This is a genomic window from Pseudoduganella sp. UC29_71 (assembly GCF_042693265.1).
In the GTDB taxonomy this organism is placed as follows: domain Bacteria; phylum Pseudomonadota; class Gammaproteobacteria; order Burkholderiales; family Burkholderiaceae_D; genus Rugamonas.
In genome coordinates this window covers 1,043,290-1,063,561 of the sequence record NZ_CP170549.1, presented here as the reverse complement: position 1 = coordinate 1,063,561, position 20,272 = coordinate 1,043,290, and the positions used below count along the sequence as shown (strand labels likewise).

16 protein-coding genes, 1 tRNA gene and 1 pseudogene are annotated in these 20,272 nt (G+C 66.7%); 9 read left to right on the top strand and 9 right to left on the bottom strand.

Translation table 11 applies throughout. The features are described from left to right. Positions 1-9: 9 nt before the first annotated feature. A complete protein-coding gene (locus tag ACFJI2_RS04675; protein WP_377703959.1) occupies positions 10-1,968 on the bottom strand; it encodes a helicase-related protein in 1,959 nt (652 codons plus the stop codon). A gap of 55 nt (positions 1,969-2,023) precedes the next feature. Between ACFJI2_RS04675 and ACFJI2_RS04670 the strand changes: the two genes are divergently transcribed. The 4 genes from ACFJI2_RS04670 (at position 2,024) to ACFJI2_RS04655 (ending at position 5,000) form a co-directional block, all read left to right on the top strand. Next, on the top strand, positions 2,024-2,629 hold the full coding sequence (locus ACFJI2_RS04670) for a YigZ family protein (protein ID WP_107874662.1): 606 nt from the start codon (positions 2,024-2,026) through the stop codon (positions 2,627-2,629). Between the two features lie 51 nt (positions 2,630-2,680). Then, positions 2,681-2,756: transfer RNA gene (locus ACFJI2_RS04665), tRNA-Lys, on the top strand. Positions 2,757-2,939: 183 nt separating this feature from the next. After that, the gene (locus tag ACFJI2_RS04660; RefSeq protein WP_377703957.1) at positions 2,940-3,524 is read left to right on the top strand and encodes a LysE family translocator; all 585 of its coding nucleotides are present in this window, start codon (positions 2,940-2,942) and stop codon (positions 3,522-3,524) included. Positions 3,525-3,533: 9 nt separating this feature from the next. Continuing rightward, positions 3,534-5,000 (top strand): PLP-dependent aminotransferase family protein, encoded by a 1,467-nt coding sequence (locus tag ACFJI2_RS04655; protein WP_377703956.1) that lies wholly within the window; start codon positions 3,534-3,536, stop codon positions 4,998-5,000. Here ACFJI2_RS04655 and ACFJI2_RS04650 read toward each other — a convergent pair. After that, entirely contained in the window at positions 4,997-5,557 is a 561-nt protein-coding gene (locus ACFJI2_RS04650) for a YceI family protein (RefSeq protein WP_377703955.1), read from the bottom strand. The two genes, ACFJI2_RS04655 and ACFJI2_RS04650, sit on opposite strands and share 4 nt — an antisense overlap. Before the next feature lie 26 nt (positions 5,558-5,583). Further along, the gene (locus ACFJI2_RS04645; protein WP_377703954.1) at positions 5,584-6,021 is read right to left on the bottom strand and encodes a hypothetical protein; all 438 of its coding nucleotides are present in this window, start codon (positions 6,019-6,021) and stop codon (positions 5,584-5,586) included. Positions 6,022-6,160: 139 nt separating this feature from the next. On the opposite strand from ACFJI2_RS04645, the gene ACFJI2_RS04640 reads away from it, so the two are divergent. After that, positions 6,161-7,108 (top strand): winged helix-turn-helix domain-containing protein, encoded by a 948-nt coding sequence (locus ACFJI2_RS04640; protein ID WP_377703953.1) that lies wholly within the window; start codon positions 6,161-6,163, stop codon positions 7,106-7,108. A 16-nt stretch (positions 7,109-7,124) separates the two neighbouring features. Here ACFJI2_RS04640 and ACFJI2_RS04635 read toward each other — a convergent pair whose 3' ends face one another. After that, a complete protein-coding gene (locus ACFJI2_RS04635) occupies positions 7,125-9,176 on the bottom strand; it encodes a PKD domain-containing protein (protein ID WP_377703952.1) in 2,052 nt (683 codons plus the stop codon). 266 nt (positions 9,177-9,442) lie between these two features. Here ACFJI2_RS04635 and ACFJI2_RS04630 point away from each other — a divergent pair, with 266 nt between their 5' ends. Beyond that, positions 9,443-11,095: an OmpA family protein gene (locus tag ACFJI2_RS04630; protein WP_377703951.1), complete on the top strand. Its 1,653-nt coding sequence runs from the start codon at positions 9,443-9,445 to the stop codon at positions 11,093-11,095. Positions 11,096-11,141: 46 nt separating this feature from the next. On the opposite strand, the gene ACFJI2_RS04625 is transcribed toward ACFJI2_RS04630, so the two are convergent. Continuing rightward, complete coding sequence (locus ACFJI2_RS04625) at positions 11,142-11,681, bottom strand: PEP-CTERM sorting domain-containing protein (protein ID WP_377703950.1); 540 nt, start codon at positions 11,679-11,681, stop codon at positions 11,142-11,144. A 122-nt stretch (positions 11,682-11,803) separates the two neighbouring features. On the opposite strand from ACFJI2_RS04625, the gene ACFJI2_RS04620 reads away from it, so the two are divergent. After that, positions 11,804-12,721: a GGDEF domain-containing protein gene (locus ACFJI2_RS04620; protein WP_377703949.1), complete on the top strand. Its 918-nt coding sequence runs from the start codon at positions 11,804-11,806 to the stop codon at positions 12,719-12,721. Positions 12,722-12,760: 39 nt separating this feature from the next. Next, a pseudogene (locus ACFJI2_RS04615) lies at positions 12,761-13,644 on the top strand (neutral zinc metallopeptidase). 9 nt (positions 13,645-13,653) lie between these two features. Here the strand turns inward: ACFJI2_RS04615 and ACFJI2_RS04610 are convergent. Together ACFJI2_RS04610 and ACFJI2_RS04605 are read right to left on the bottom strand one after the other, a co-directional pair. Further along, positions 13,654-14,052, bottom strand: a complete 399-nt coding sequence (locus tag ACFJI2_RS04610) for a hypothetical protein (protein WP_377703948.1) — start codon at positions 14,050-14,052, stop codon at positions 13,654-13,656. 139 nt (positions 14,053-14,191) lie between these two features. After that, on the bottom strand, positions 14,192-15,058 hold the full coding sequence (locus tag ACFJI2_RS04605) for a helix-turn-helix transcriptional regulator (protein WP_377703947.1): 867 nt from the start codon (positions 15,056-15,058) through the stop codon (positions 14,192-14,194). 180 nt (positions 15,059-15,238) lie between these two features. On the opposite strand from ACFJI2_RS04605, the gene ACFJI2_RS04600 reads away from it, so the two are divergent. Further along, positions 15,239-16,126 carry an RNA polymerase sigma-70 factor gene (locus ACFJI2_RS04600; protein ID WP_377703946.1) on the top strand — a complete coding sequence of 296 codons (888 nt, stop codon included), beginning with the start codon at positions 15,239-15,241 and terminating at the stop codon, positions 16,124-16,126. 48 nt (positions 16,127-16,174) lie between these two features. Here the strand turns inward: ACFJI2_RS04600 and ACFJI2_RS04595 are convergent, their stop codons facing one another. Together ACFJI2_RS04595 and ACFJI2_RS04590 are read right to left on the bottom strand one after the other, a co-directional pair. Continuing rightward, positions 16,175-19,258, bottom strand: a complete 3,084-nt coding sequence (locus ACFJI2_RS04595) for a diguanylate cyclase (protein WP_377703945.1) — start codon at positions 19,256-19,258, stop codon at positions 16,175-16,177. Further along, entirely contained in the window at positions 19,255-20,217 is a 963-nt protein-coding gene (locus tag ACFJI2_RS04590) for a hypothetical protein (protein ID WP_377703943.1), read from the bottom strand. The genes ACFJI2_RS04595 and ACFJI2_RS04590 overlap by 4 nt, the downstream gene beginning before the upstream one ends. Positions 20,218-20,272 lie beyond the last annotated feature (55 nt).

The following is a 20,272-nucleotide window of genomic DNA, read 5'->3' as shown; positions in this document are numbered from 1 at the left end:
GGGGCGCCGTTAGCGGAAGCGCTTGGGATTGCGCTTGCGGTTGACGGCGTTCTGCTCCTGCAGGATCGAATCCACGCGCTCGGACGCGTGGCGCGACAGCTCCTGCGCCAGTTCGATATCGGGGAAGAACTCCGGCAGCCGGTAGCCCAGCCAGGCGTAGGCGGAATACAAACGGCAGGTGTCTTCCACTTCCTGCAGCGACAGGTAGGACAGCGCATAATCGTCCGCCTTCAGGCGGGTGGCCTTGCCGCGCGAGAGCGACATGGCCCAATGCTCCCACGCGCGCTGCAGGGACATCACCTTGCTCGACACCGGCACCAGCGACAGCGTGAACTTGTCGGCCACCGACAGCGGCAGGCTGTCCAGCCACTCCGCGCGGCTGGACTGGTCTTCCGTAATGCGCGGATAGAAGAAGCCGTCCGGCACGTCGATGTTGTGCACGAAGCGCTTGAGCAGCTTGGCCAGCGACGTTTCGCTGGTCACCGACGCAATGCGGTGCAAGTGCTCCAGCGTGGGCGCCACCGAGAAGCCGCTGGTGTTCAGCGGCGCCAGCTTCTCCTTCAGCAGCGCGCGCATCACCTGGTGCGTTTCATCGTCGAAGCCCGCCACCAGGCCTTCCTCGTGGATGCCGTAACGCCCTGCCCGGCCCGCGATCTGGCGCGCCAGCGCGGCCGAGATCTCTTCTTCCTCGTAGCCGTTGTACTTCACGCTGGTGGTCATGACGATGCGCGAAATCGGCATGTTCAAGCCCATCGCAATCGCATCCGTGCCCACCACCACGTCCGCCCGCCCCTCGCGGAAGCGCTGCGCCTGCGCGCGCCGCACCTCGGGCGACAGGTTGCCGTACACGGTGGCCACCGACAGCCCGGCCTCGGTCACCATGTCGCGCCACATCAGCACCTCGCGGCGCGAGAAGGCGATCACCGCATCGCCCTTGCGCAGATTGCGCACCTTGCGCACCGAGGTGTGCTCCATCGACAGCGGCGCCTTGCGCTTCAATACATGCACCTCCAGCGGACACTCCAGCCGCTCGGCCAGCGCCTCGATGGCGCGGCGCGCTTCCGGCGCCCCCACCAGGTACACCGTGCGCGCCGGCGCGCCGCACACGGCGGCGGTCCAGGCCGCGCCCCGGTCGCGGTCGGCCAGCATCTGGATCTCGTCGATCACCGCCACGTCCACCGGCGTGCGGGTATCCAGCATCTCCACCGTGCTGGCCACGTGCGTGGCGCCTTCGGCCAGGCGGCGCTCCTCGCCCGTCACCAGGCTCACCGCCAGCGGCTTGCCGTGCTGCTTGAACGCCTGCAGGCGCTCGTAGTTCTCCAGCGCCAGCAGGCGCAGCGGCGCCAGGTAGATGCCGCTGGGCGCCTTGGCCAGCGCTTCGATGGCGCGGTGCGTCTTGCCGGAGTTGGTCGGTCCCAGCAGCGCGATGAAGCGGCGCGGCAGGCGGCTGGCCACCTCGAAGGAATCCGGATACTCCGCCAGGTTGATGCTTTGCTTGGTGCGCTCGGCGTAGCGCTCCTCGGTCTGGCGCTCGATGGCGTGGTCCAGGCGCTGGCGGATGCGGTCGAACACTTCGCCCGCCGGCGAGGATGTCTGCATGTCGGCCAGCGTATGCAGGAAACTCATTGCGTCGAGGTCGTAGTCCTCGGCGGCGGCGGCCATCTCGTGCACGAAGCCGGTCACGTGTTCGTGCAGCTCGTGGATGGCCTTGTCGGCACTGCGCTCGCGCAGCAGCGCGCTGCGCGCCTCGTTGTCCATCTTGCGCCACTTGGACGGCTTGGCCAGCACGCCCTGCGCCGGCACCAGCTGGTAAGGCACGGTCAAGCCCTCGGCCTTCACTTCGCCGGCCATGCGCAGGAAGACGCGGCCCTCCATCTTCACCAGGCTGACGCCCTTGGCGGGCAAGCCCAGTTGCTGGCACAGGAGATCGTCGTCGCCCGGGTCGTGTTCTTCGGTGGTGCTGGTCATAAAGTATCGCTAGGTTGAGTTGGGGGCGAGTATAGCAAGGCTGTACAATCGCGCCATGCCGCAGACTATCACCACCGCCGTCCACCACGAATTGATCATCAAGAAAAGCCGCTTCATCGCCTGCGTGCAGCCGATGGCGGACCGCGCCTCGGCGCAGAAGGTGGTAGCCGAATTATGGGCGCAGCATCCGGGCGCGGCGCACGTTTGCTGGGCGCTGCTGGCCGGCGGCCAGTCCGCCGCCGTCGATGACGGCGAACCGAGCGGCACCGCCGGCCGCCCCATGCTGGACGTGCTGCGCCACCAGGACCTGGAAGGCGTGCAAGCCACCGTGGTGCGCTATTTCGGCGGCGTGAAGCTGGGCGCCGGCGGCCTGGTGCGCGCCTACACCGACAGCGTGGCGCAGGCGCTGCTGGGCGCCGAGAAGGTGGCCATCGTCAAGCTGCGCGCGCTGCGCTGCGCCGTGCCCTACGCGCTGGAAGGGCTGATGCGGCGCGAGATCGAACTGGCCGGAGCGCGCCTGGACCAGGTGCAGCACGCCGACCTGGTGCAATTCGACTTCAGCCTGCAGGACAGCGCCGCCGTGGCGCTGATGGCGCGCCTGGCCGAAACCGGCGGCGGCCGCATCGTCTGGCTGGACGTGCCGGACGAAATCGGCGAATAAGAAACGGGGCTTGCCGAAACGCGCAAGCCGCCCTATAATGCTGCCTCTTTCGGGTCGTTAGCTCAGCTGGTAGAGCAGCGGACTTTTAATCCGTTGGTCGCAGGTTCGAATCCCGCACGGCCTACCACGAATTCGCAGTACGGAAAAAGGGTTGCATGCTTCGGCACGCAGCCCTTTTTTGCGTCCCGCTGCCGCCAACTGTCACTGCCCGCCGACTGATACAGCATGGGTCTGTACCCGCCGCCCTGTGTCTTGTCCCCGCTGCGCCGCGCTCCTAGACTGGTGCCATTCCAACGCTGCGGACGCATCCATGACTGAACTTATTCCCCTGATGAGCTACTGCCTCGTCATGTCCGCCACGCCAGGCCCCAACAACGTCATGCTGGCCGCCACCGGCGCCAATTTCGGCGGCCGTGGCGCGCTGCCGGTCATCCTGGGCATCCAGGCCGGCCTGTTCGTGCAGACCATGCTCATGTGCCTCGGGCTGGGAAGCGTGTTTGCGATCTACCCGCTGGCGCACCAGGTGCTGCGCATTTCGGGCGCGCTGTACCTGGTGTTCCTGGCATGGAAGCTGGGCGGAGCGTCGGCCAGCGGCGCGCAGGCGCCCAAACCGGTGTCGTTTGCCCAGGCCGCAGTGTTCCAGGCGCTCAATCCCAAGAGCTGGATCAAGGCCATCACCATGGCCTCGGTTTTCATGCCCGCCTCGCATGACACGGTCTCCAGCGCTCTGCTGGTGTCCGTGATCGGCGCCGTGGTGGGCGCGCCCTGTAACACCATGTGGGCCTTGTTCGGCATGTCGATCCGCCGGCTGCTGCAGGACCCGCGCAAGCAGCGCATCTTCAATCTGACCATGGCCGCCACGCTGCTGGTCCTGGCCGTGACGTTTTTGCGCTAGACTGCCACCATGTTCGCCATCGACCGCTCCTCTCCCATCGCCCTGTCCGCGCAGATCGAGGCCCGGCTGCGCCATATGGTCGGAAGCCGCGCCCTGCCCGGCGGCGCCAGGCTGCCGTCGATACGCCAGCTGGCCACCCAGCTGGAAGTGAGCACCAACACCGTGGTGGTGGCCTATGACAGGCTGGTGGCGGCAGGCGTGATCGATTCCCACGGCACGGCCGGATTCTTCGTGTGCGCGCCGCACGACGCCGGCAAGCCGCTGCCCGACGAGGTGGCGCTGGAAGCGGGCGAGGAGCAGGAGCCGGTGTGGCTGGCGCAGCAATCCAACGACCAGCGCGCCGGCGTGCTGTTGGCCAGCAGCGGCGCCTTGCCGCCCACCTGGCTGCAGGACGCGGTGCCGGCCGCCGCCGTGCAACGTGGCCTGGCGCGCAGCGCCGCCGGCATGGCCTCGCGCTGTCCGCCGCAGGGCCTGCCGGAGCTGCGCGAGCACATCGCGCTGCTGTTGCGCGGCATCGGCATCGCAGCCGACGCGGGCCACATCCTCACCACCTACGGCGGCACCCATGCGATCGACCTGATCTGCCGCAGCTTCCTGCAGGCCGGCGACACCGTGCTGGTGGAAGACCCCGGCTATTTCCTGATGTTCGGCAGGCTGCGCCAGGACGGCATCCGCCTGGTGCCCGTGCGGCGCGGTCCCGACGGCCTGGACCTGGACGCGCTGGAAGCGGCCTGCCGCGAACATCGCCCGCGCCTGCTGTTCATGCAGACGGCGCTGCACAACCCCACCGGCTGGAGCAGCAGCGCGGCCAATCTGCACAAGGTGCTGATGCTGGCGCAGCAGCACGGCTTCCTGATCGCCGAAGACGATGTGCACGGCCATTTCCAGCACGGCCACAGCACGCGCCTGGCGTCGCTGGCGGGACTCGACGGCGTGATCTACTACTCCAGCTTCTGCAAGGCGCTCAGCCCCGCGCTGCGGCTGGGCTATCTGGCAGCCGCGCCCGCCCTGCTCAAGGTGCTGATGCGCACCAAGATCCATTCCATCCTGACCATGCCGGCGCTGAACGAATACGTGCTGCTGGAAGTGCTCAAGGCCGGCAACCTGCGCAAGCACCTGGAGCGCCTGCAGCGCAAGATCATGGCGGCGCGCAACGCCAGCACGCGCCAGCTGAGCGCGGCGGGCGTGCTGTTCGAGCAGCCCGGCGACGCCGGCATCTTCCTGTGGGGTACGCTGCCGGACGGCGTGGACGTGGACCTGCTGGTGCAGGACGCCTACCAGAACAAGCTGCTGCTGATGCGCGGCGCCGCCTTCTCGGCCAACGACACGCCCGACCAGCACATCCGCTTCAACGTCGCCTTCAGCCAGCACCCGCGCCTGAGCGGCTACCTGCAGGAGCGCTTGCAGGCCATGGCCGGCGCGCGCTCCAGCCTTGCGCGCGCGCGCGGAACGGCCGCTGCGGACCCGGGGCGCTAGCCGCCGGCCTCCAGGGTAATCCGGACATGCAGCTCGTCCGCGACCGACGGCACATATTTGCCCACGCCAAAGTCCGACCGCCTCAGCATCGCCTCGGCATCGAAGCCAGCCCGGCTCTTCTTCGTTACCGGATCGGTGCTGATCTTGTTGATTCTCCCCTTCAGCACGACGGGCCTGGTCACGCCGTGCACGACCAGCCTCCCCGCGATGCTGAAGGTGCCCATCGGCCCTTTTTCGATCCCCGTGCTGGTAAATGTGATGGCGGGATAATTGGCGGCGTCCAGGAAATCCTCCGATTTCAAGTGCTCGTCCAACGCATCGACACCGGTTCGCAGACCGTCCAGCGGCATGCTCACCGTGACGGACGATTTGGCCAGGTCCTTTTCATCGAGCACCAGCGTACCTTCCATCTTCTCAAGGCGCGCGACCGGATTGGAATAGCCAAAGTGGTTCCACTGGAACACCACGGCGCAATGGCGCGCGACGATAGGCAGCGCTTCCGCACCGAATGCAGGCAGGCCGAGGGGCAGCAACAGCGGCAGTAACAGATATTTCATTGAGCAGGCTCCGTGTCTGGATACGATTAATCGCGCACGCACAGCGCGCGGGCGCCGTGCGGCATGAACTTGAAGGTCTGGTTCTGGCTGCCGTTCACCAGCTGCACGCCCCAGGCCAGCAGCGGCGAGGATTCGCTGCTGTTCTTCTTCAGGTCGCTGGCGCTCCAGAACCAGCTTCCGCTCAGCTTGAACGTGGGCGGCGCTGCGCAACTGGCACCGGCGCAGGGAACCGACCTGCCTTCGCGCTGCGCGGCGCTGTACAAGCCGGACAGCTCGTCCGGGCGCGGCAAGCGCCAGCCAGGCCCCACGCCGGCGCAGAATGCTTTCGCATCCTCCCAGTTCACGTCCTGTCCGTTGTCAGTTGTAGTCCAGCTCGGCTGCGGCTGCGCCTTGCAGCAATTCGCTGTCAGCGAGGCGGCCAGCCCCACGCAGCAGATCCAGAGGGGAATGTGAACAGCAGTCATACAGGCTCCGTTTCATCAAAGGTGAGCCCGCACAATGCGCCCGGAGCAGCCAAAAGTCCTGAAAACGGCCTGAATTCGGTCTGAAATCGGCCTGAAAATTTCTGAAAGCGCCGCCACGGCGCTCGGCTATAATCGCGCCATGCTAAAAATACAAGAAAATCAGGACCCCATCGAGACCGTCCCCGGCGGCAAGCTGCGCGTAGGCGCGTGGTGCGTCGATACCGCGCTCAGCGAAATGACGCGGGAAGGCGCCACCGTCCGGCTCGAACCGCGCACCTTGCGCCTGCTCATGTGCCTGACAGCGCGGCCCGGCAGCACCGTCAGCGCGGACGAACTGCTGGCCTCGGTCTGGCCCGGCGTGGTGGTCACGCCGGATTCCGTGTACCAGGCGATCGCGTCGCTGCGCCGCCTGCTCGGCGACGATCCGAAGCAGCCCTGCTACATCATCACGGTGCCGCGCCAGGGATATCGCATGGTGGCCGAGGTGGCGCCGTGGAGCATGCCGGCGCCGCAAGCCGCCCTGCCGTCCCCGCCTGCGAAGCGCAGCCGCCGCGCCTGGCTGCTGGCAGGTGCAGGCGCACTCGCCGGCGCGGCGTTCTGGCTCACAGGCACGCGTACCGGCGTGGCGTTGCCCGCCGCGCCAACGCTGCGTTCGGTTGCCGTGCTGCCCTTTGCGGATTTAACCGATGGCATGGGGCATGAAACCTTCGCCGACGGCATGACGGAAGAGCTGATTGACCGGTTCAGCAGATTGCCGGGACTGAAAGTACCGGGGCCGACCTCGTCGTTTTACTACAAGGGCAAGCAAAAAGCGCCGGCGGAGATCGCGAGGGAACTGGGCGTCAGCTATATATTGGACGGCAGCGTGCGCAAATCCGGCGGCACGCTGCGCGTGGCGGCGCGGCTCATCAAGGCCGACAGCGGCTTCATTGTCTGGTCGGGCAGCTACGACAAGCCGGTGGCCGATTTGCTGATGGTGCAGGACGATATCGCCGACGCGGTGGTCAAGGCGCTGGCGGCAGCCATGGAAAAAGGCGCGGCGCCGAATCGGGCGCCGCGCCCTGAAAACCGTGCGGGACAGTCCTAGACAGTCTTCGACAGTATTAGCGCGAAATCGCGTTGCTGCTCATGGTGTTGAGGCTCGCGTCGTAGGTATAGCCTGCGGCCGTGATGCCGGTGATGGTGAACTTGAACGTACCGCTCTTCTTGCTGGAGGCCGAATTGATGGTGGCGGCGCCGCTGGCATTGGTTACGCCCGACGCGGCGCCGCTGACGATGCCGCTCCAGGTGCCGGACACGGTGGCGTTCGGAATCAGCTTGCCGCTGCTGTCCTTGACCGTCACCGTCGCCTGCGCATAGCCCTGCTGGCGGTTGGGCGCCACCAGCGCCATCGTGATGCCGCTGGCGTAGACCTTGGGCTGCGCCGTGGTGGCCGTAATGACCACCGTGCTGCTGCCGCTGAAGCCGGCGCTGTTGGTCACCTTCAGCGAGGCGGTGTAGCTGCCGCCGGCGTTGTACACATGGCTGGCGGTCACGCCGCTGGCCAGCGGCGTGCCGTCGCCGAAATTCCACTCGTAGCTGACGATGGCGCTGCCGGAGCCGTTCGAATTGGCGCCCGAGAAGGACACGTTCAGCGGCGCCGGGCCGGAGGTGGCGCTGGTGCCGATGACGGCCACCGGCGCGCCGGCCGCCGGCACCGGCGCGGACACTGCCACCACATAGCGGCCGATGCTGCCGTAAGAGCTGTAGCCGGTGCCCAGCGGATCGCCCATGCCCGTGCCTTCCACGCTCAGGTAGTAGGTGCCGGCGGCGGGCAGGTTGACGGACACGGTGGCGTTCAGCGCATCGGCCGGATTGGCCTCGGCCACCAGGTTGCCGGCCGCGTCGCGCAGCTGCAGCAGGATGTCCAGGTTGGGGCCGCGCTCGAAGGGCTTGGCGTTGATGGTGACGATGCCGGCGCCGGCGTCGAAGCGGAACATGTCCACGTCGTCCGGCGTCTCTATCACGCCCAGGATGTCGTAGGTGTTCATGCCGCTGACGGCCGTTGGCGTGAGGGTGGCGGCGGTGGCGATGGTATTGCCGAAATCGTCAGCCGCGAACAGCAGACCGTTGCTTTGCATGACCAGGAAGTCGTCCTCGGTGTTGTTGGCGCCCAGGTACTCGCCCTTGCTGAACTGGGTCAGTTCCTTGTTGTAGCCCACGCCCATGATGGGCGCCCAGCCGGTGGCGCCGCTGCCGTGGCCGGCGTAGTAGCCCACCGTGCTGGTGCCGTCGTGCGACAGGCCCAACGTGTGGCCCACCTCGTGCGAGGTCGCTTCGGCGATGGCTTTCTCGCCGTTGCCCAGCTTGTCCTGGAAGATGAAGGCGGGCTTGTTGGCTTCGCTGGTGGCGTCGAACACGCCCACGTAGGCGAAACCGCCGCAGCCGCAGTCGCCCTTGGCCGTGCCGGCCGTGAAGTTACGCGTAATGACCGCACGCACGCCATAGGTGTCGTCCAGCGAAGAGGTGCGCGTCATCTGGTCGGCCGGAGGCTCCTCGGTGGTCACGTCCACGTCGAAAGCGGCGTAGTCTTCCGCCACGCGGCGCCAGATATTCTGGATCATCGCCAGCTCGGTGCTATTGAAGGTGCCTGGCAGGCCGTCCAGGTCGAAGGCTGGGCTAACGATGGTGCTCAGGCCGTAGCTGGTGTTCCAGGCGGTGCCGGTGGTGGTGTGGCCGGTGAAATCGAGGTAGATCTTGCGCTTGGAGCTTTTGCGCGAATGCAGCAGGAAGGTCTGGTCGGCGGGGTAGACGGCGCCGCTTTGCACCAGGTCCGACGGCGAGGCGGTCAGGCCCTGCTCCACGAAGTACAGGCGGCCGCTGCGGTCGATCCAGGCCGAGCGGTCCTTGCGCAACTGGGCGCGCAGCGCGTCGGCGCTCTTGCCGTAGTGCGCCGCCACGGCGGGCAGATTGGCGCCCAGGCGGGTGATGGCCAGCTCGCCGTTGCTGTGGTCGGGCAAATTGAGCTGAGGATGCGGCGGCTTGGCCTTCTGCGCGGCGTCCGAACGCTTGGCAGCCGTTTGCGCCCAGGCGCTGTCCGGCAGCGCCATCGTCCCCAGCGCCATGGCGGCCAGCGCGGCCGCGGTGGCGAACTTTTTGATGATGGCGGTTGGCATGTGGACTCCTTGGCGGTTAGTGCTGATGATTAAGGCTTACAAGCTCTAACATACCAAGAAAAACTATCCGTGCGGCAACAAAACGCAAAAAAAGCCGGATTTTTGACTGTGAGTGTGCACTCAGGCGAAATTCGTCAACATTAAAGAAAATAGCCAGTCAGTTTCCCGAGCGACAACACTTTCTCCCTCGCCCGCGTGGCATTTGGATAGTTTTCAGCCATCATCCGGCAGCTAGAATCGCAAGCCTTACCATTCACTCGATTCCCATGGCCGTCCCCGCTCCTTTCAAAAAAAAGCCTGGCGCTCCATCCCCAAAGCTTAGCGGCTACCTCAGCGAGGATCTGCACAAGACGGTACTCAAGCTGCTCTTGGCGCTAGGTTTTTTTAACCTGTTCAGCTATTTCTTCCATATCGATTATTTTCCCGGTATCGATCTGCAGGGCGTCACCGGCCATATCCTCCCCATGGCGTTCATTCTCGTCCTGCTGACGACGGGCCTGTCTTTACCGCTGATGTCGCCCTATCTGTTTTCCGCCCCATTCATTACGGTGCGGCCCGGCAAGCTCCGCAACGGAAAGGCAATTGCCGAGATAATGGAGTGGATGGCATATGGCTTTTTAAGCCTGGCTTTGCTCGCCGGCTACGCCTACCTGTACACCTACCTGGACTGGCCGCTGCAATGGGCACTCTGCAACTGGGCGGGCACGGCGCTCGCCGCTTTCGGTTTGCGTATGCGCGCCGCGAGAACGCGGCGTCTCGAACGCTATGTCGAGCGCCACGTTCAGGCGGCGCAGGACAGTGCCAGGAATCGGCTGCTGGCGAGGAAGAAGTTCGACCAGATCTTCAATAAAAAAGCGTTAGGGGGAGTGCTTGTCGGGACCCTGTCTATTCTGCCGCTGATGGTGCTGTTCACCATCCTGTCCAAGGCTTCCTCGATCAAGGATGACGATTGGCTTGCCTTCATCGAAGCGGGCGTTTGGTACGCACTTCTTCTTTCCGGTGTATGCGGCGTTATTCTGTACTGCGCATTGTCACGTAAGCACAGGAGAAAATGGTTTCTGGCGATCCCGGTTGTGCTGCTACTCCCTATCGTTTTAAGCACCATTATGAAGGCGCCTGCCATGCTGCAGATGTCTGTCGCGCATATTACGAAAAGCGGCAACTTCCGCGCGAACAAGGTCGTGCTGTCCCCAAAGTCTTGCGACAGCGTCGCGCCCATCCTGGGGATCGAATGCGCGGACAAGAATCCCAAGCCGATCCAGCTTTGCAATGTGCACATCATGTCGCGCGTGGGGCCGGAAACGTATCTGCGCGTGGGCGCGGCCGATGCGGGAAGCGACGGCAAGCACGCGGTGCTGCGGGTATTCGTGCCGACCGCCGACATCGCCGCCATGGAGGTGAATTTCAATGTCAAGGAACTGCGCCTGAGCGAGATCGACGCGGCAATCGGGAAAAGCAGCTATGCGTGCCCGCAAAAAGCCGACGTCACCTATGGCGACTCGGCCTTCAAGACGGATGGCTACACGCTCAGCGAGAAAGGCAGGACCCAGCTGAACCGCCTGGTCCAGACCATCAAGGACAGCCCGTCCGCCGTCGCCGCGGCCATCATCACCGGCCATGCGGACTCCACCGGCAGCGCCAGCTACAACGACTGGCTGGCAGGCCGGCGCGCCACCGAAGTGCGCCTGTTCCTGGAAAGCGAACTGCGCAACCTGCCGGCCAAAGTGAAGCTGGCCAGCGAATCGAAAGGCAGTTCGCAGCCGCTGGTGAGCAACTGCGGCAAGGCCAAAGACCGCCGTGCCTGCGAAGCGCCCAACCGGCGCGTGGAAGTGCGGCTGATCGAAGCGGACAAGGCCGGCAGCGACAAGGCTGCCACCGTGTCCGCTTCGAGTAGCGAGGCTGGCGCGCCCGGCAAATAAGCAGCCGGCGCGGGCTGGCGCCCGTCAGCGCGACGCGCGGCGCCGATCAGCGCTGTGCGCCGCTCTTGCGCAACGCCAGCAGCAGGATCAGGCCGCCGGCCAGCAGCAGGACGTAGGCGGCCGGCTCGGGCACGGCACTCAGGTAGAGCACCACCTGGGTGTCCTCGTCAAAGGACAGGCCCTGCCAATTCACATAGGCCGCGTTGCCGCTGATGGACACGCTGGCCGGCGAAAAGCCCGCCATATTGGTCTGCCGGCCTAGCGCGGCGAAGGGCTGCCAGCGGTGGTCCAGGTCGGTAAGCACAAAGCCGTTGAAGGCGCCGCGCAGCCACATGGCGTCGGTATTGAAATTGCTGGCGATGACCTGGGTGTCGGTGATGGTGAGGTCGAACACGCCCGCCACGTTGCGGAACACGGCGCCGTCGCCATCGACCAGCTGGGCCGCGAAGCTGCGCGTGGGCGTATCCAGGTCGGGATAGAAATACTGCAACGATACGCGGTCGCCCTGCGTCCCGGCAGAGGCGCCGGCGCAGGCCAGCAGGGAAAAAATCCATGTCCACAGCGCGCGCTTCAACGACATCCACATGGCCGGCCCTCCCCCGAAAGAATGAGCGCCATGGTAGGCGAACTGGAGCACGGCAGGCGCCACCTTGCCTTATGGCCATGGCTCTGCTACCGTTGCGGCACTGCACAATAATCAAAACTTCCATGCTGTACAAGACTGTCCTGTCGAGCGAACAGATCGCATCGGTCCTCAAAGCCCTCCCCGACCCGGCCTTCCTGCTGACCCGCAGCGGCCGCTACGCAGCCATTTTCGGTGGCGCGGACGTGCGCTACTACAATGAAATCGGCTTTCTCGCGGGTAAAACCATGAGCGGCCTGCTGGTGCCGGCCAAGGCCGAGTGGTTCCTGGGTGAGATCCACAAGGCACTGGCCACGCGCAGCCTGCACGTGGTGGAGTACGGCCTGGACAGCGAAGACCTGCTCGGCATGAACGGCAAGGCGCCGCTGAAAGCCAGCTGGTTCGAAGGCCGCGTGCAGGCGCTGGACTTCCAGGTGGACGGCGAGGACGCCGTGCTGTGGGTGGCCAGCAATATCACGGCGCGCCACCAGCTGGAAGCGCAGCTGCGCCTGCACAGCGAAAGCGACGAGCTATCCGGCCTGTACAACCGGCGCAAGCTGATGGCCTCACTGGCCGAACATTATCAGGTGTTCCGGCGCTACGGCACGCCGACCACGCTACTGATTTTCGATATCGACCACTTTAAGAACATCAACGACCAGTTCGGCCACCTGTTCGGCGACAAGGCCATCCGCGCCGCCGCCGACGTCTGCCGCGACGAGTTGCGCAGCACCGACTTCCCGGCCCGCCTGGGCGGCGACGAGTTCGTGGTGCTGATGCCGCACACCACCCGCGAGCAGGCCGCGCCCATCGCCGAGCGGCTGCGCCTGCGCGTGGCCGAAGCCCTGCTGCGGCTGGGCGCCATCGGCGGCGGCGGCACCATCAGCGGCGGCCTGAGCGAGTTCCTGGCGGGCGACGCCCACGCCGAAGACGCGCTCAAGCGTGCGGACGACGCACTGTACCGCGCCAAGCGCGGCGGCCGCAACCGGATAGTAAGCGTATAGTGGCTGCATACCGATAAGACTGCACCACAGGAGCACACCATGAAATGGGAAGGCAATCGCGAAAGCGACAACGTAGAGGACCGGCGCGGCGATGGCGGCGGCGGGGGTGGCGGCTTCGGCCTGGGCGGCCGTTCGATCGGCATCGGCACCGTGGTGCTGGCCCTGATCGGCTCCTATGTGTTCGGCGTGAACCCGCTGACCATGCTCAACCTGCTCAGTGGCGGCGGCGGGCCGGTGCCCACGCAGCAGCAAAGCCAGGAACCCACGGCGCCGCCGTCCGACCGGCAAGGCAAGTTCGTCTCCGTGGTGCTGGCCGATACCGAGGACGTGTGGACGGAACTGTTCCGCGCCAAGGGCGGCAGCTACGTCAAGCCCCGGCTGGTGCTGTTTTCCGGCAGTACGCCCACCGCCTGCGGCACCGGCCAGTCCGCAGTCGGCCCCTTCTACTGCCCGGGCGACCAGAAAGTGTACATCGACCTGAGCTTCTACCGGCTGATGCAGGAGCGCTTCAAGGTTAACGGCGAGTTTGCGCAAGCCTATGTGATTGCGCACGAAGTGGGCCACCACGTGCAGCACCTGAGCGGCATTTCGGACAAGGTGGACCAGCAGCGCCGCCGCGCGTCCGAACGCCAGGGCAATGCCCTGTCGGTGCGGCTGGAACTGCAGGCGGACTGCTTCGCCGGTGTGTGGGCCTTCCACGCCAACCGCGCGCGCAGCATCCTGGAACAGGGGATGTGGAAACGGCGCTGGCCGCCGCCACCGCCATCGGTGACGACGCCCTGCAGCGCCAGTCGCAAGGGCACGTGGTGCCCGACTCCTTCACGCACGGCAGCTCGGATCAGCGCGTGCGCTGGTTCAAACGCGGCATCGAAAGCGGCGACACCGCGCGGTGCAACACCTTCGACGCCCAGCAGCAGCTGTAGCCTGCACGCTTAGCGGAAAGCCACGCGCAGCAGCTGTTCCTGCGCGGGCTGGCCGGCCACGCTATTGCCCGGCACCACCATCAGCAGTTCCCCGCCCACGTCGCCGGAGTTGTTGATGTCGATGCGCACTTTGAGCTTTTGGTCCAGCGCCACAAAGGTGTCTTTCGACACCGCCACAATCTGGTGCTGGCCCCAGTCGCCCACTTCGGCGTACATGCGGTTGCCCACCCGTTTCAGCGTCAGGATCTGCCCGTTCGACAGGTCATAACCGCCCTTGAAGGCGGCAAACTCCATCTCGCCCATATAGCGCTTGACCGGCGCGTCGATTCTCAGCGTGGGCGCAGGTATGGTCACGGTGTCGCCCTGCTGTTCGGTTTGAGCGCTTGCCGGCAGCCACGCCGCGCTCATTGAAAGTGCTCCCAGTAATGCAGCCACAATTGATTTTTTCATGATAGATACCATCCCTGTATGCTGGACTAAGAAACTGGCTTGCCTGCCTGTCTGCAGCAGGTCGAAGTCATTGTAGGCAGGGGCACTGGGAATAGCGTCATCCAACTGGATGAGGAGGCAACAAGGTGGCGGTGGAACCGTGGATCAGGGCGATCAATTCGCCTTGCCGCCGCGTCGACGTTTTGCTGTACACATGGTGCAGATGGGTCTTTACCGTGTTGACCGACACGCCGGTGGACGCCGCGATATCCTCCAGCGAAGCGCCCGCTGCCAGCGCACGGCTGACCGCCGCTTCGGCCGGCGTCAGCTCGAACAGCTGCTGCAGCACCTCGGCCGAGGCGGTCACGGTCTCCGGATCGCGCGCCATGACGATGGCGCAAGGGCGGCCGCTGCCCAGCATGAACGGCGCCACCGACAGCGTCAGCGGCAAATGGCCGCTGCGCGGCAGGCAAAGCGACTGCGGCGCCTGCGCCGGCCCGCTCAAGGCGCCCGGCTCCAGGCAGCGCACGGCGCGCCCCACCATGTGCGCCAGCGTTTGCGCGCCGCGCGACGCGGTCTGCGCCAGGCGCGCGCCGCGCAGCTGCAGCGGCGACTCGGCGCAGAACAGGGCGCCGGCTGCGCCGTTCGCATACAGCACGGTCAGGCCGCTGTCGAGCAGCACCACGGCCGTGGCCAGCGCGTCGAGCGCGGCCACGCTGCAGCGTTCGGCCATGTCGTTGTGGGCCAGCCGGCTGCGCAGTTGCAGCGCGCGTTCAAGATGGGGCAGCAGGGTCGGCAGCCAGCCCTGGCCGTCGCCAGCGGCCACGCCGGTGCTGCCGGCATGCTGCAGCAGCGCTGCGGCGCTGTTGGCGCCAAACGCGGCGGCAATGTCTTCGCACAGGCCCGCCCAATGGTCTTCATGCAGGGCCGCGTCGTACAGGCGGCCGATCAATTCGTATTGCAAAGCCAGTTCCGCTGCGTGCATAGCGTACCTCCCCCACCACTGCAGCTATCAGCTTAGGACGCAGCACCGGGAATTGCCACGTGATTAGCCACAAACGGTATTTTTATCGATGATGTCCGGCCTGCATCGCCTTGGGCAAAACGTATATGTCATGTCTTGGTGCATACTATGGTTTTGAACCCTACAGCCCGCTTTTCTGTCATGCCCATCGCCGCCCCTACCGATTCCGCGCTTGTCTTTTCCCGCCTGCGTCCGCGCCTGTTCGCCATCGCCTACCGCATGCTGGGCGTGCGCGCCGACGCCGAGGACGTGGTGCAGGACGCCTGGCTGCGCTGGGACGGCAGCGAACAGGCGGCGCTGCAATCGCCGGAAGCCTGGCTGGTCACTATCGTCACGCGGCTCTCGATAGACCGCCTGCGCGTGGCCAAGGCCGAGCGCGAATCCTATGCCGGCTGGTGGCTGCCGGAACCGCTGCTGGAAGTGGACGAGCACACGCCCGAGTCGCAGGCCGAAATGGCCGGGGAACTGGGCGTGGCCTTCATGTGGGTGCTCGAGCGCCTGTCGCCGGACGAGCGCGCGGCGTTCCTGCTGCGCCAGGTGTTCGACTACGACTACAGCGAAGTGGCCGGCCTGCTGGGCAAAAGCGAAGCGGCCTGCCGCCAGATGGTGCACCGCGCGCAGGAACGGGTGCAGCAGGACAGGAAGCGCTTCGGCGTCGACCAGGACGCGCACCGCAGCCTGCTGGGCAAGTTCCTGGACGCCGCGCGCAGTGGCCAGGCCGCCGCCATCCAGGCGCTGCTGGCGGCCAACGTGGAACTGGTGAGCGACGGCGGCGGCAAGGTGCCGTCCTTCCCGCGCATCATCCACGGCATCGGCGCGGTCACGCGCCTGTTCTGCCGCACGCTGGACAAATACCCGGGCCAGGTGGAGTACCGCAGCGCCACGCTGAACGGCGAGCCGGGCTTCCTGCGCTACATCGGCGGCCAGCTGGAATCGGCGCTGGCCTTCGGTATCCAGGATGGCCAGATCACCGGCATCTACGTGGTGCGCAATCCGGACAAGCTGACCGGCATTCCGCAGCACATCTGACGCAGCAGCAGCAGCAGCAGCAGCAGCGCCCACGCGCCGGGCCTCTGCTCAGGCGGAAGCGGCACGGTTGCGGCCTTCCGCCTTGGCGCGATACAGCGCCAGGTCGGCCGCATGCATCAGCGCGGCCGCACCAGCCGCCATGCCGGCGGCCATGGCGCTGCCTTGCGCTGGCACCACCGCCGCGACGCCCACGCTGGCCGTCACGCGGCCGAACGGCGACAGCGCGTGCGGCAGCGCCAGCGCCTCCACCGCGTGCCGCAGGCTGTCGGCCATGTGCAGCGCCTCCTGCGCCGTGGCCGCCGGCGCGATAAAGGCGAATTCCTCGCCCCCGTAGCGCGCCACCAGGTCGCCGGCGCGGTGCATGCCGCCCGCCAGCGCCAGCGCCACGCGCCGCAGGCAGTCATCGCCTGCGGCGTGGCCGTATTGGTCGTTATAGGCCTTGAAGCAGTCCACATCGAACATGGCCACGGCCAGCATTTCGCCGCGCCGCGCCGCCCGCCGCCATTCGCGCTCCAGCGCGCCGTCGAAGCTGCGCCGGTTGGCGATGCCGGTCAGCGCGTCGGTGGCCGACAGCGCCGCCAGCTTCTGGTTCGATTCCTGCAGCGCGCGGGTGCGCTCGGCCACCATGGCCTCCAGGCGCGAAGTGCGCAAGGTCAGGCCGCGCACGCGCCAGCGGTACAAGGCCGCCAGCAGCGCCAGCGCCGCCGCTGCCACCGCCGTGCGGAACCACCATGTCTGCCACGGCGGCGGCGTGATGGTAATGGGCAGCAGCACTTCGCCCTTGCTCTCCAGGCCTTTGTTATTAGTGCCCATCAGGCGCAGGCGGTAGCTGCCCGGATACAGATTGGTGTAGGTGGCCACCGGCCGGCTGGCGTCGGCCTGCACCCAGTCCTGGTCGAAGCCTTCCAGCTTGTAGCGGTAGCCGTTGCGCGCCGGCTCGGCGTAATGCAGGGCCGCGAACTCGATGCTCAGCACGTCCGCGTTCCACGGCAGCGTGAGCGACTGCGGCGCCGTCACGCTGCCGCGCAGCACCACGCCGGGCGGCAAGGCGTTGGGCTTGAGCGGACGGTTGAACAGGCTGATATTGGTTATGGCCAGCTGCGGCGGGCGCGACACGCTGCTGTGGATGGCCGGGTTGACGCTGGTGATGCCGCTGGTGCTGCCGAAATACAGGCGGCCGTCGCTGCCGCGCGCGGAGGCGTCCAGGTAGAAGCCCTCGGTCAGGCCGTCCTCCACCGAGTAATTGGTCACGCTTTCGCTAAGCGGTTCCAGCTTCGACAACCCGGCCACCGTGCTCACCCACAGCATGCCGGAGCGGTCGGACTGGATCGCCTCCACCATCTGCGTGCCCAGACTGCCCTTGGCGGTGTAGCGCTTGATCCGCAGCTTGCCATCGACGAAGCGGATGCGGTTCAGGCCGCGCGCGGTGCCGATCCAGATGGTGCCGGTGGCGTCTTCGTGCATGCAGGTGATGCGGTCGCTGTTCAAGGTGTCGGCGCGCGCCGGCTCGCTGCGCACGCGGGTGAACTTGCCGGTCTCCGGGTCGCGCACGTCCAGGCCGCCCCGGAAGAATTCGCCGGTCCAGACCCGGCCCGCGCTGTCCTCCATCACGGTGGTCACGCCGTCCACGCTGCGGCTTTCCGGGTCGCGCGGGTCGTGCGCATGCAGCGTGTGTTCGCCGCTGGCCGGGTCGTAGCGCACCAGGCCTGCGCTGGTGCCCAGCCACAGCACGCCGCCGCGCCCGGGCGCGATGCGGTTGATGAAGTCGATGCCGCCGCTGCCGAAGTGGATCACCTTGAACGGCCCGTCCACCTTGTCCAGCCGGTTCAGGCCGCGCGAAGTGCCGGCCCACAGCGGCCCGCCGGGATGCTGGTACAGGCTGTAGATCACGTTGTTGCTCAGGGTCCCCGGCCCGGCCGCACGGGCCGCGCCGGCAGCATAGTGCCGCAGCAGCTTGCGCGCGGCCGGGTCGAACAGCACCAGGCCGTCGTCCACGCCCAGCCACAGCTTGCCGTCCGGCGCCGCGCCCAGGCTGCGCACGAAATTGCTGGCCTTGAACACATCCGGCGCTACGTCGCGCGGGACGATGCGCTCGAAGCCGTGGTAGCCCAGGTTGGCGCGGCTCACGCCGTCCGTGAAAGTGCCTACCCACAGCGTTCCGGTGCGGTCGTGCATGGTGAGGTTGACCGCGTTGGTGGACAGGCTGTGGCCATCCTCGGCGCGGCGCTGGTAGACCTGGAACGTTTCCGTCTCGCGGTCCCAGCGCCACACGCCGGCGGTGCGGGTGCTGATCCACAAGTCGCCGCCCAGGTCCTCGTCCAGGTGCGTGATGCGGCCGGTCTGCTGCGGCAGACGGCGCCGCGCGTGCCAGGGCGTGCCGGCCTTCCACACCACCAAGCCGTCGTCCGTGCCTATCCACAGCTTGCCGGCGCTGTCCACATGCAGCGAGCGCACGTCGTTGCCCTTCACATTGGGCGCGGCCTCGTCGTCGACCCGGTAGTGCACAAAGCTGCTGCTGCCGGGAGCCAGGTAGTCCAGGCCGCCCGGCCAGGTGCCGGCCCAGATGCCGCCCTGCGCGTCCATGGCCAGCGCGCTGATGTCGTTGTGGGCCAAGCTGTCCGGCCGCGCCGGATCGTGCTGGTAGAGCTGGAAGCGGCCCGTTTTCGGGTCGAAGTGCTGCAGGCCGCCCCAGGTGGCCAGCCACATGCCGCCGGCGCCGTCAGCGATGATGCGGCGCACGATGCGGAAGTTCTTCGGCCCCGATGCCGGCGCATAGCGCACAAAGCCGTCGCTGGCCGGGTCGTAGCGCACCAGGCCCTCGTCGGTGCCAGCCCAGATGCGGCCCTGCTCGTCGTTGTACAGCGCCGCGATGCGGCCGCCGGGCAAGCTGCGCGGGTCCAGCGGGTCGTTCTGGTAGCGCACCGCCTGGCGCCCGTCGTAGCGGAACAAGCCGCCCTCGATGGTGCCTATCCAGACGAAACCCTGCCGGTCCTGCAGCATGGAGATGATGGACTGCGCGTCCGAGCCCAGCGTGTCGATGCGCTTGAAGGCCAGCGCCTGCGGGGCGGCGGCAGCGGGCGGCGCGCCGGCGCCCGCGAGCAGCGCGGCGAGGAGGAAATGGGCGAGTCTCATGTTACGGGCCAGTATAAGCACATCGCTTTCGGTGAAGCAACACCGGGGCCGTGAATTGTCGTTATAATTTCCTCAAGAATAGCGACCCGGCCCCGATGAACGCTCCTATCCAGCCCCCTGCCCCGCTGCCGCGTCCGAAGGCCCGCGCCGGAGCGCAGCTTCAACGCCTGCTTCAGCGCGTGCTTCGGCGCCTGCTGCGCCCGCGCAGCGCCGCCTTCCGCTGGGGTGCGCTGGCGCTTGGCATGGCGGCCGCGTGCGTGCTGGTGCAGCGCCAGATCGTGTTCCAGCAGCACGGCAGCGGGCTGGCCGCCGCCACCACCGAACTGGCCGCCAAGGTGCAAGGTGAAAGCAGCGAGAACAAGGTGATAGGCGGCGCCATCCTGATGGGCCTGGTCGAATCCAGCATCAAGCAGCTGCTGGAGGGGAAGCTGGCCTTCGACTCGAACGAAATCCACGCCGACTTTGCCGCCATCATCGACCAGTACGGCGCCGACAATGCCTTCCTGCTGTCCGGCGACGGCACCACGCTGGCATACCTGAACAAGGAAGGCAAGGCGTCGGGCCTGGGCCGCAACCTGGCGTTCCGGCCTTATGTGCGGCGCGCGCTGGCCGGGCAGGCTACGGTGTATCCGGCCATCGGCGGCACCTCGAACGAGCGCGGCCTGTATTTCGCCGCTCCCGTTCACGGCGGCAACAGCCGCGACACCCCCATCACCGGCGCCTACGCCATCAAGATGCCGGTGGCCGACATCGACCGCCTGTTCGAACGCACCGACGATCCGGTGCTGCTGCTGTCGCCGGACGGCGTGGTCTTCGCCAGCAACCGCGCGGACTGGCTGCTCAAGCTGGCCGGCCAGGTAAGCGTGGAGCGGCGCGAGGAACTGGTGCGCGGCAAGCAGTTCGGCAGCCTGTTCGACGACGATGGCCCGGAGCACCTGCCCTTCAGCGTGGATGGCCACGCGACCTGGCTGAACGGCTCCTTCCACGCGCTGGCCTCGGCGCCGCTGGACTGGC

Bases quoted from the DNA above. Each gene is read 5' to 3' on its own strand.
- ACFJI2_RS04675 (WP_377703959.1), bottom strand. From the start codon at position 1,968: ATGACCAGCACCACCGAAGAACACGACCCGGGCGACGACGATCTCCTG.
- ACFJI2_RS04670 (WP_107874662.1), top strand. From the start codon at position 2,024: ATGCCGCAGACTATCACCACCGCCGTCCACCACGAATTGATCATCAAG.
- ACFJI2_RS04660 (WP_377703957.1), top strand. From the start codon at position 2,940: ATGACTGAACTTATTCCCCTGATGAGCTACTGCCTCGTCATGTCCGCC.
- ACFJI2_RS04655 (WP_377703956.1), top strand. From the start codon at position 3,534: ATGTTCGCCATCGACCGCTCCTCTCCCATCGCCCTGTCCGCGCAGATC.
- ACFJI2_RS04650 (WP_377703955.1), bottom strand. From the start codon at position 5,557: ATGAAATATCTGTTACTGCCGCTGTTGCTGCCCCTCGGCCTGCCTGCA.
- ACFJI2_RS04645 (WP_377703954.1), bottom strand. From the start codon at position 6,021: ATGACTGCTGTTCACATTCCCCTCTGGATCTGCTGCGTGGGGCTGGCC.
- ACFJI2_RS04640 (WP_377703953.1), top strand. From the start codon at position 6,161: ATGCTAAAAATACAAGAAAATCAGGACCCCATCGAGACCGTCCCCGGC.
- ACFJI2_RS04635 (WP_377703952.1), bottom strand. From the start codon at position 9,176: ATGCCAACCGCCATCATCAAAAAGTTCGCCACCGCGGCCGCGCTGGCC.
- ACFJI2_RS04630 (WP_377703951.1), top strand. From the start codon at position 9,443: ATGGCCGTCCCCGCTCCTTTCAAAAAAAAGCCTGGCGCTCCATCCCCA.
- ACFJI2_RS04625 (WP_377703950.1), bottom strand. From the start codon at position 11,681: ATGTGGATGTCGTTGAAGCGCGCGCTGTGGACATGGATTTTTTCCCTG.
- ACFJI2_RS04620 (WP_377703949.1), top strand. From the start codon at position 11,804: ATGCTGTACAAGACTGTCCTGTCGAGCGAACAGATCGCATCGGTCCTC.
- ACFJI2_RS04610 (WP_377703948.1), bottom strand. From the start codon at position 14,052: ATGAGCGCGGCGTGGCTGCCGGCAAGCGCTCAAACCGAACAGCAGGGC.
- ACFJI2_RS04605 (WP_377703947.1), bottom strand. From the start codon at position 15,058: ATGCACGCAGCGGAACTGGCTTTGCAATACGAATTGATCGGCCGCCTG.
- ACFJI2_RS04600 (WP_377703946.1), top strand. From the start codon at position 15,239: ATGCCCATCGCCGCCCCTACCGATTCCGCGCTTGTCTTTTCCCGCCTG.
- ACFJI2_RS04595 (WP_377703945.1), bottom strand. From the start codon at position 19,258: ATGAGACTCGCCCATTTCCTCCTCGCCGCGCTGCTCGCGGGCGCCGGC.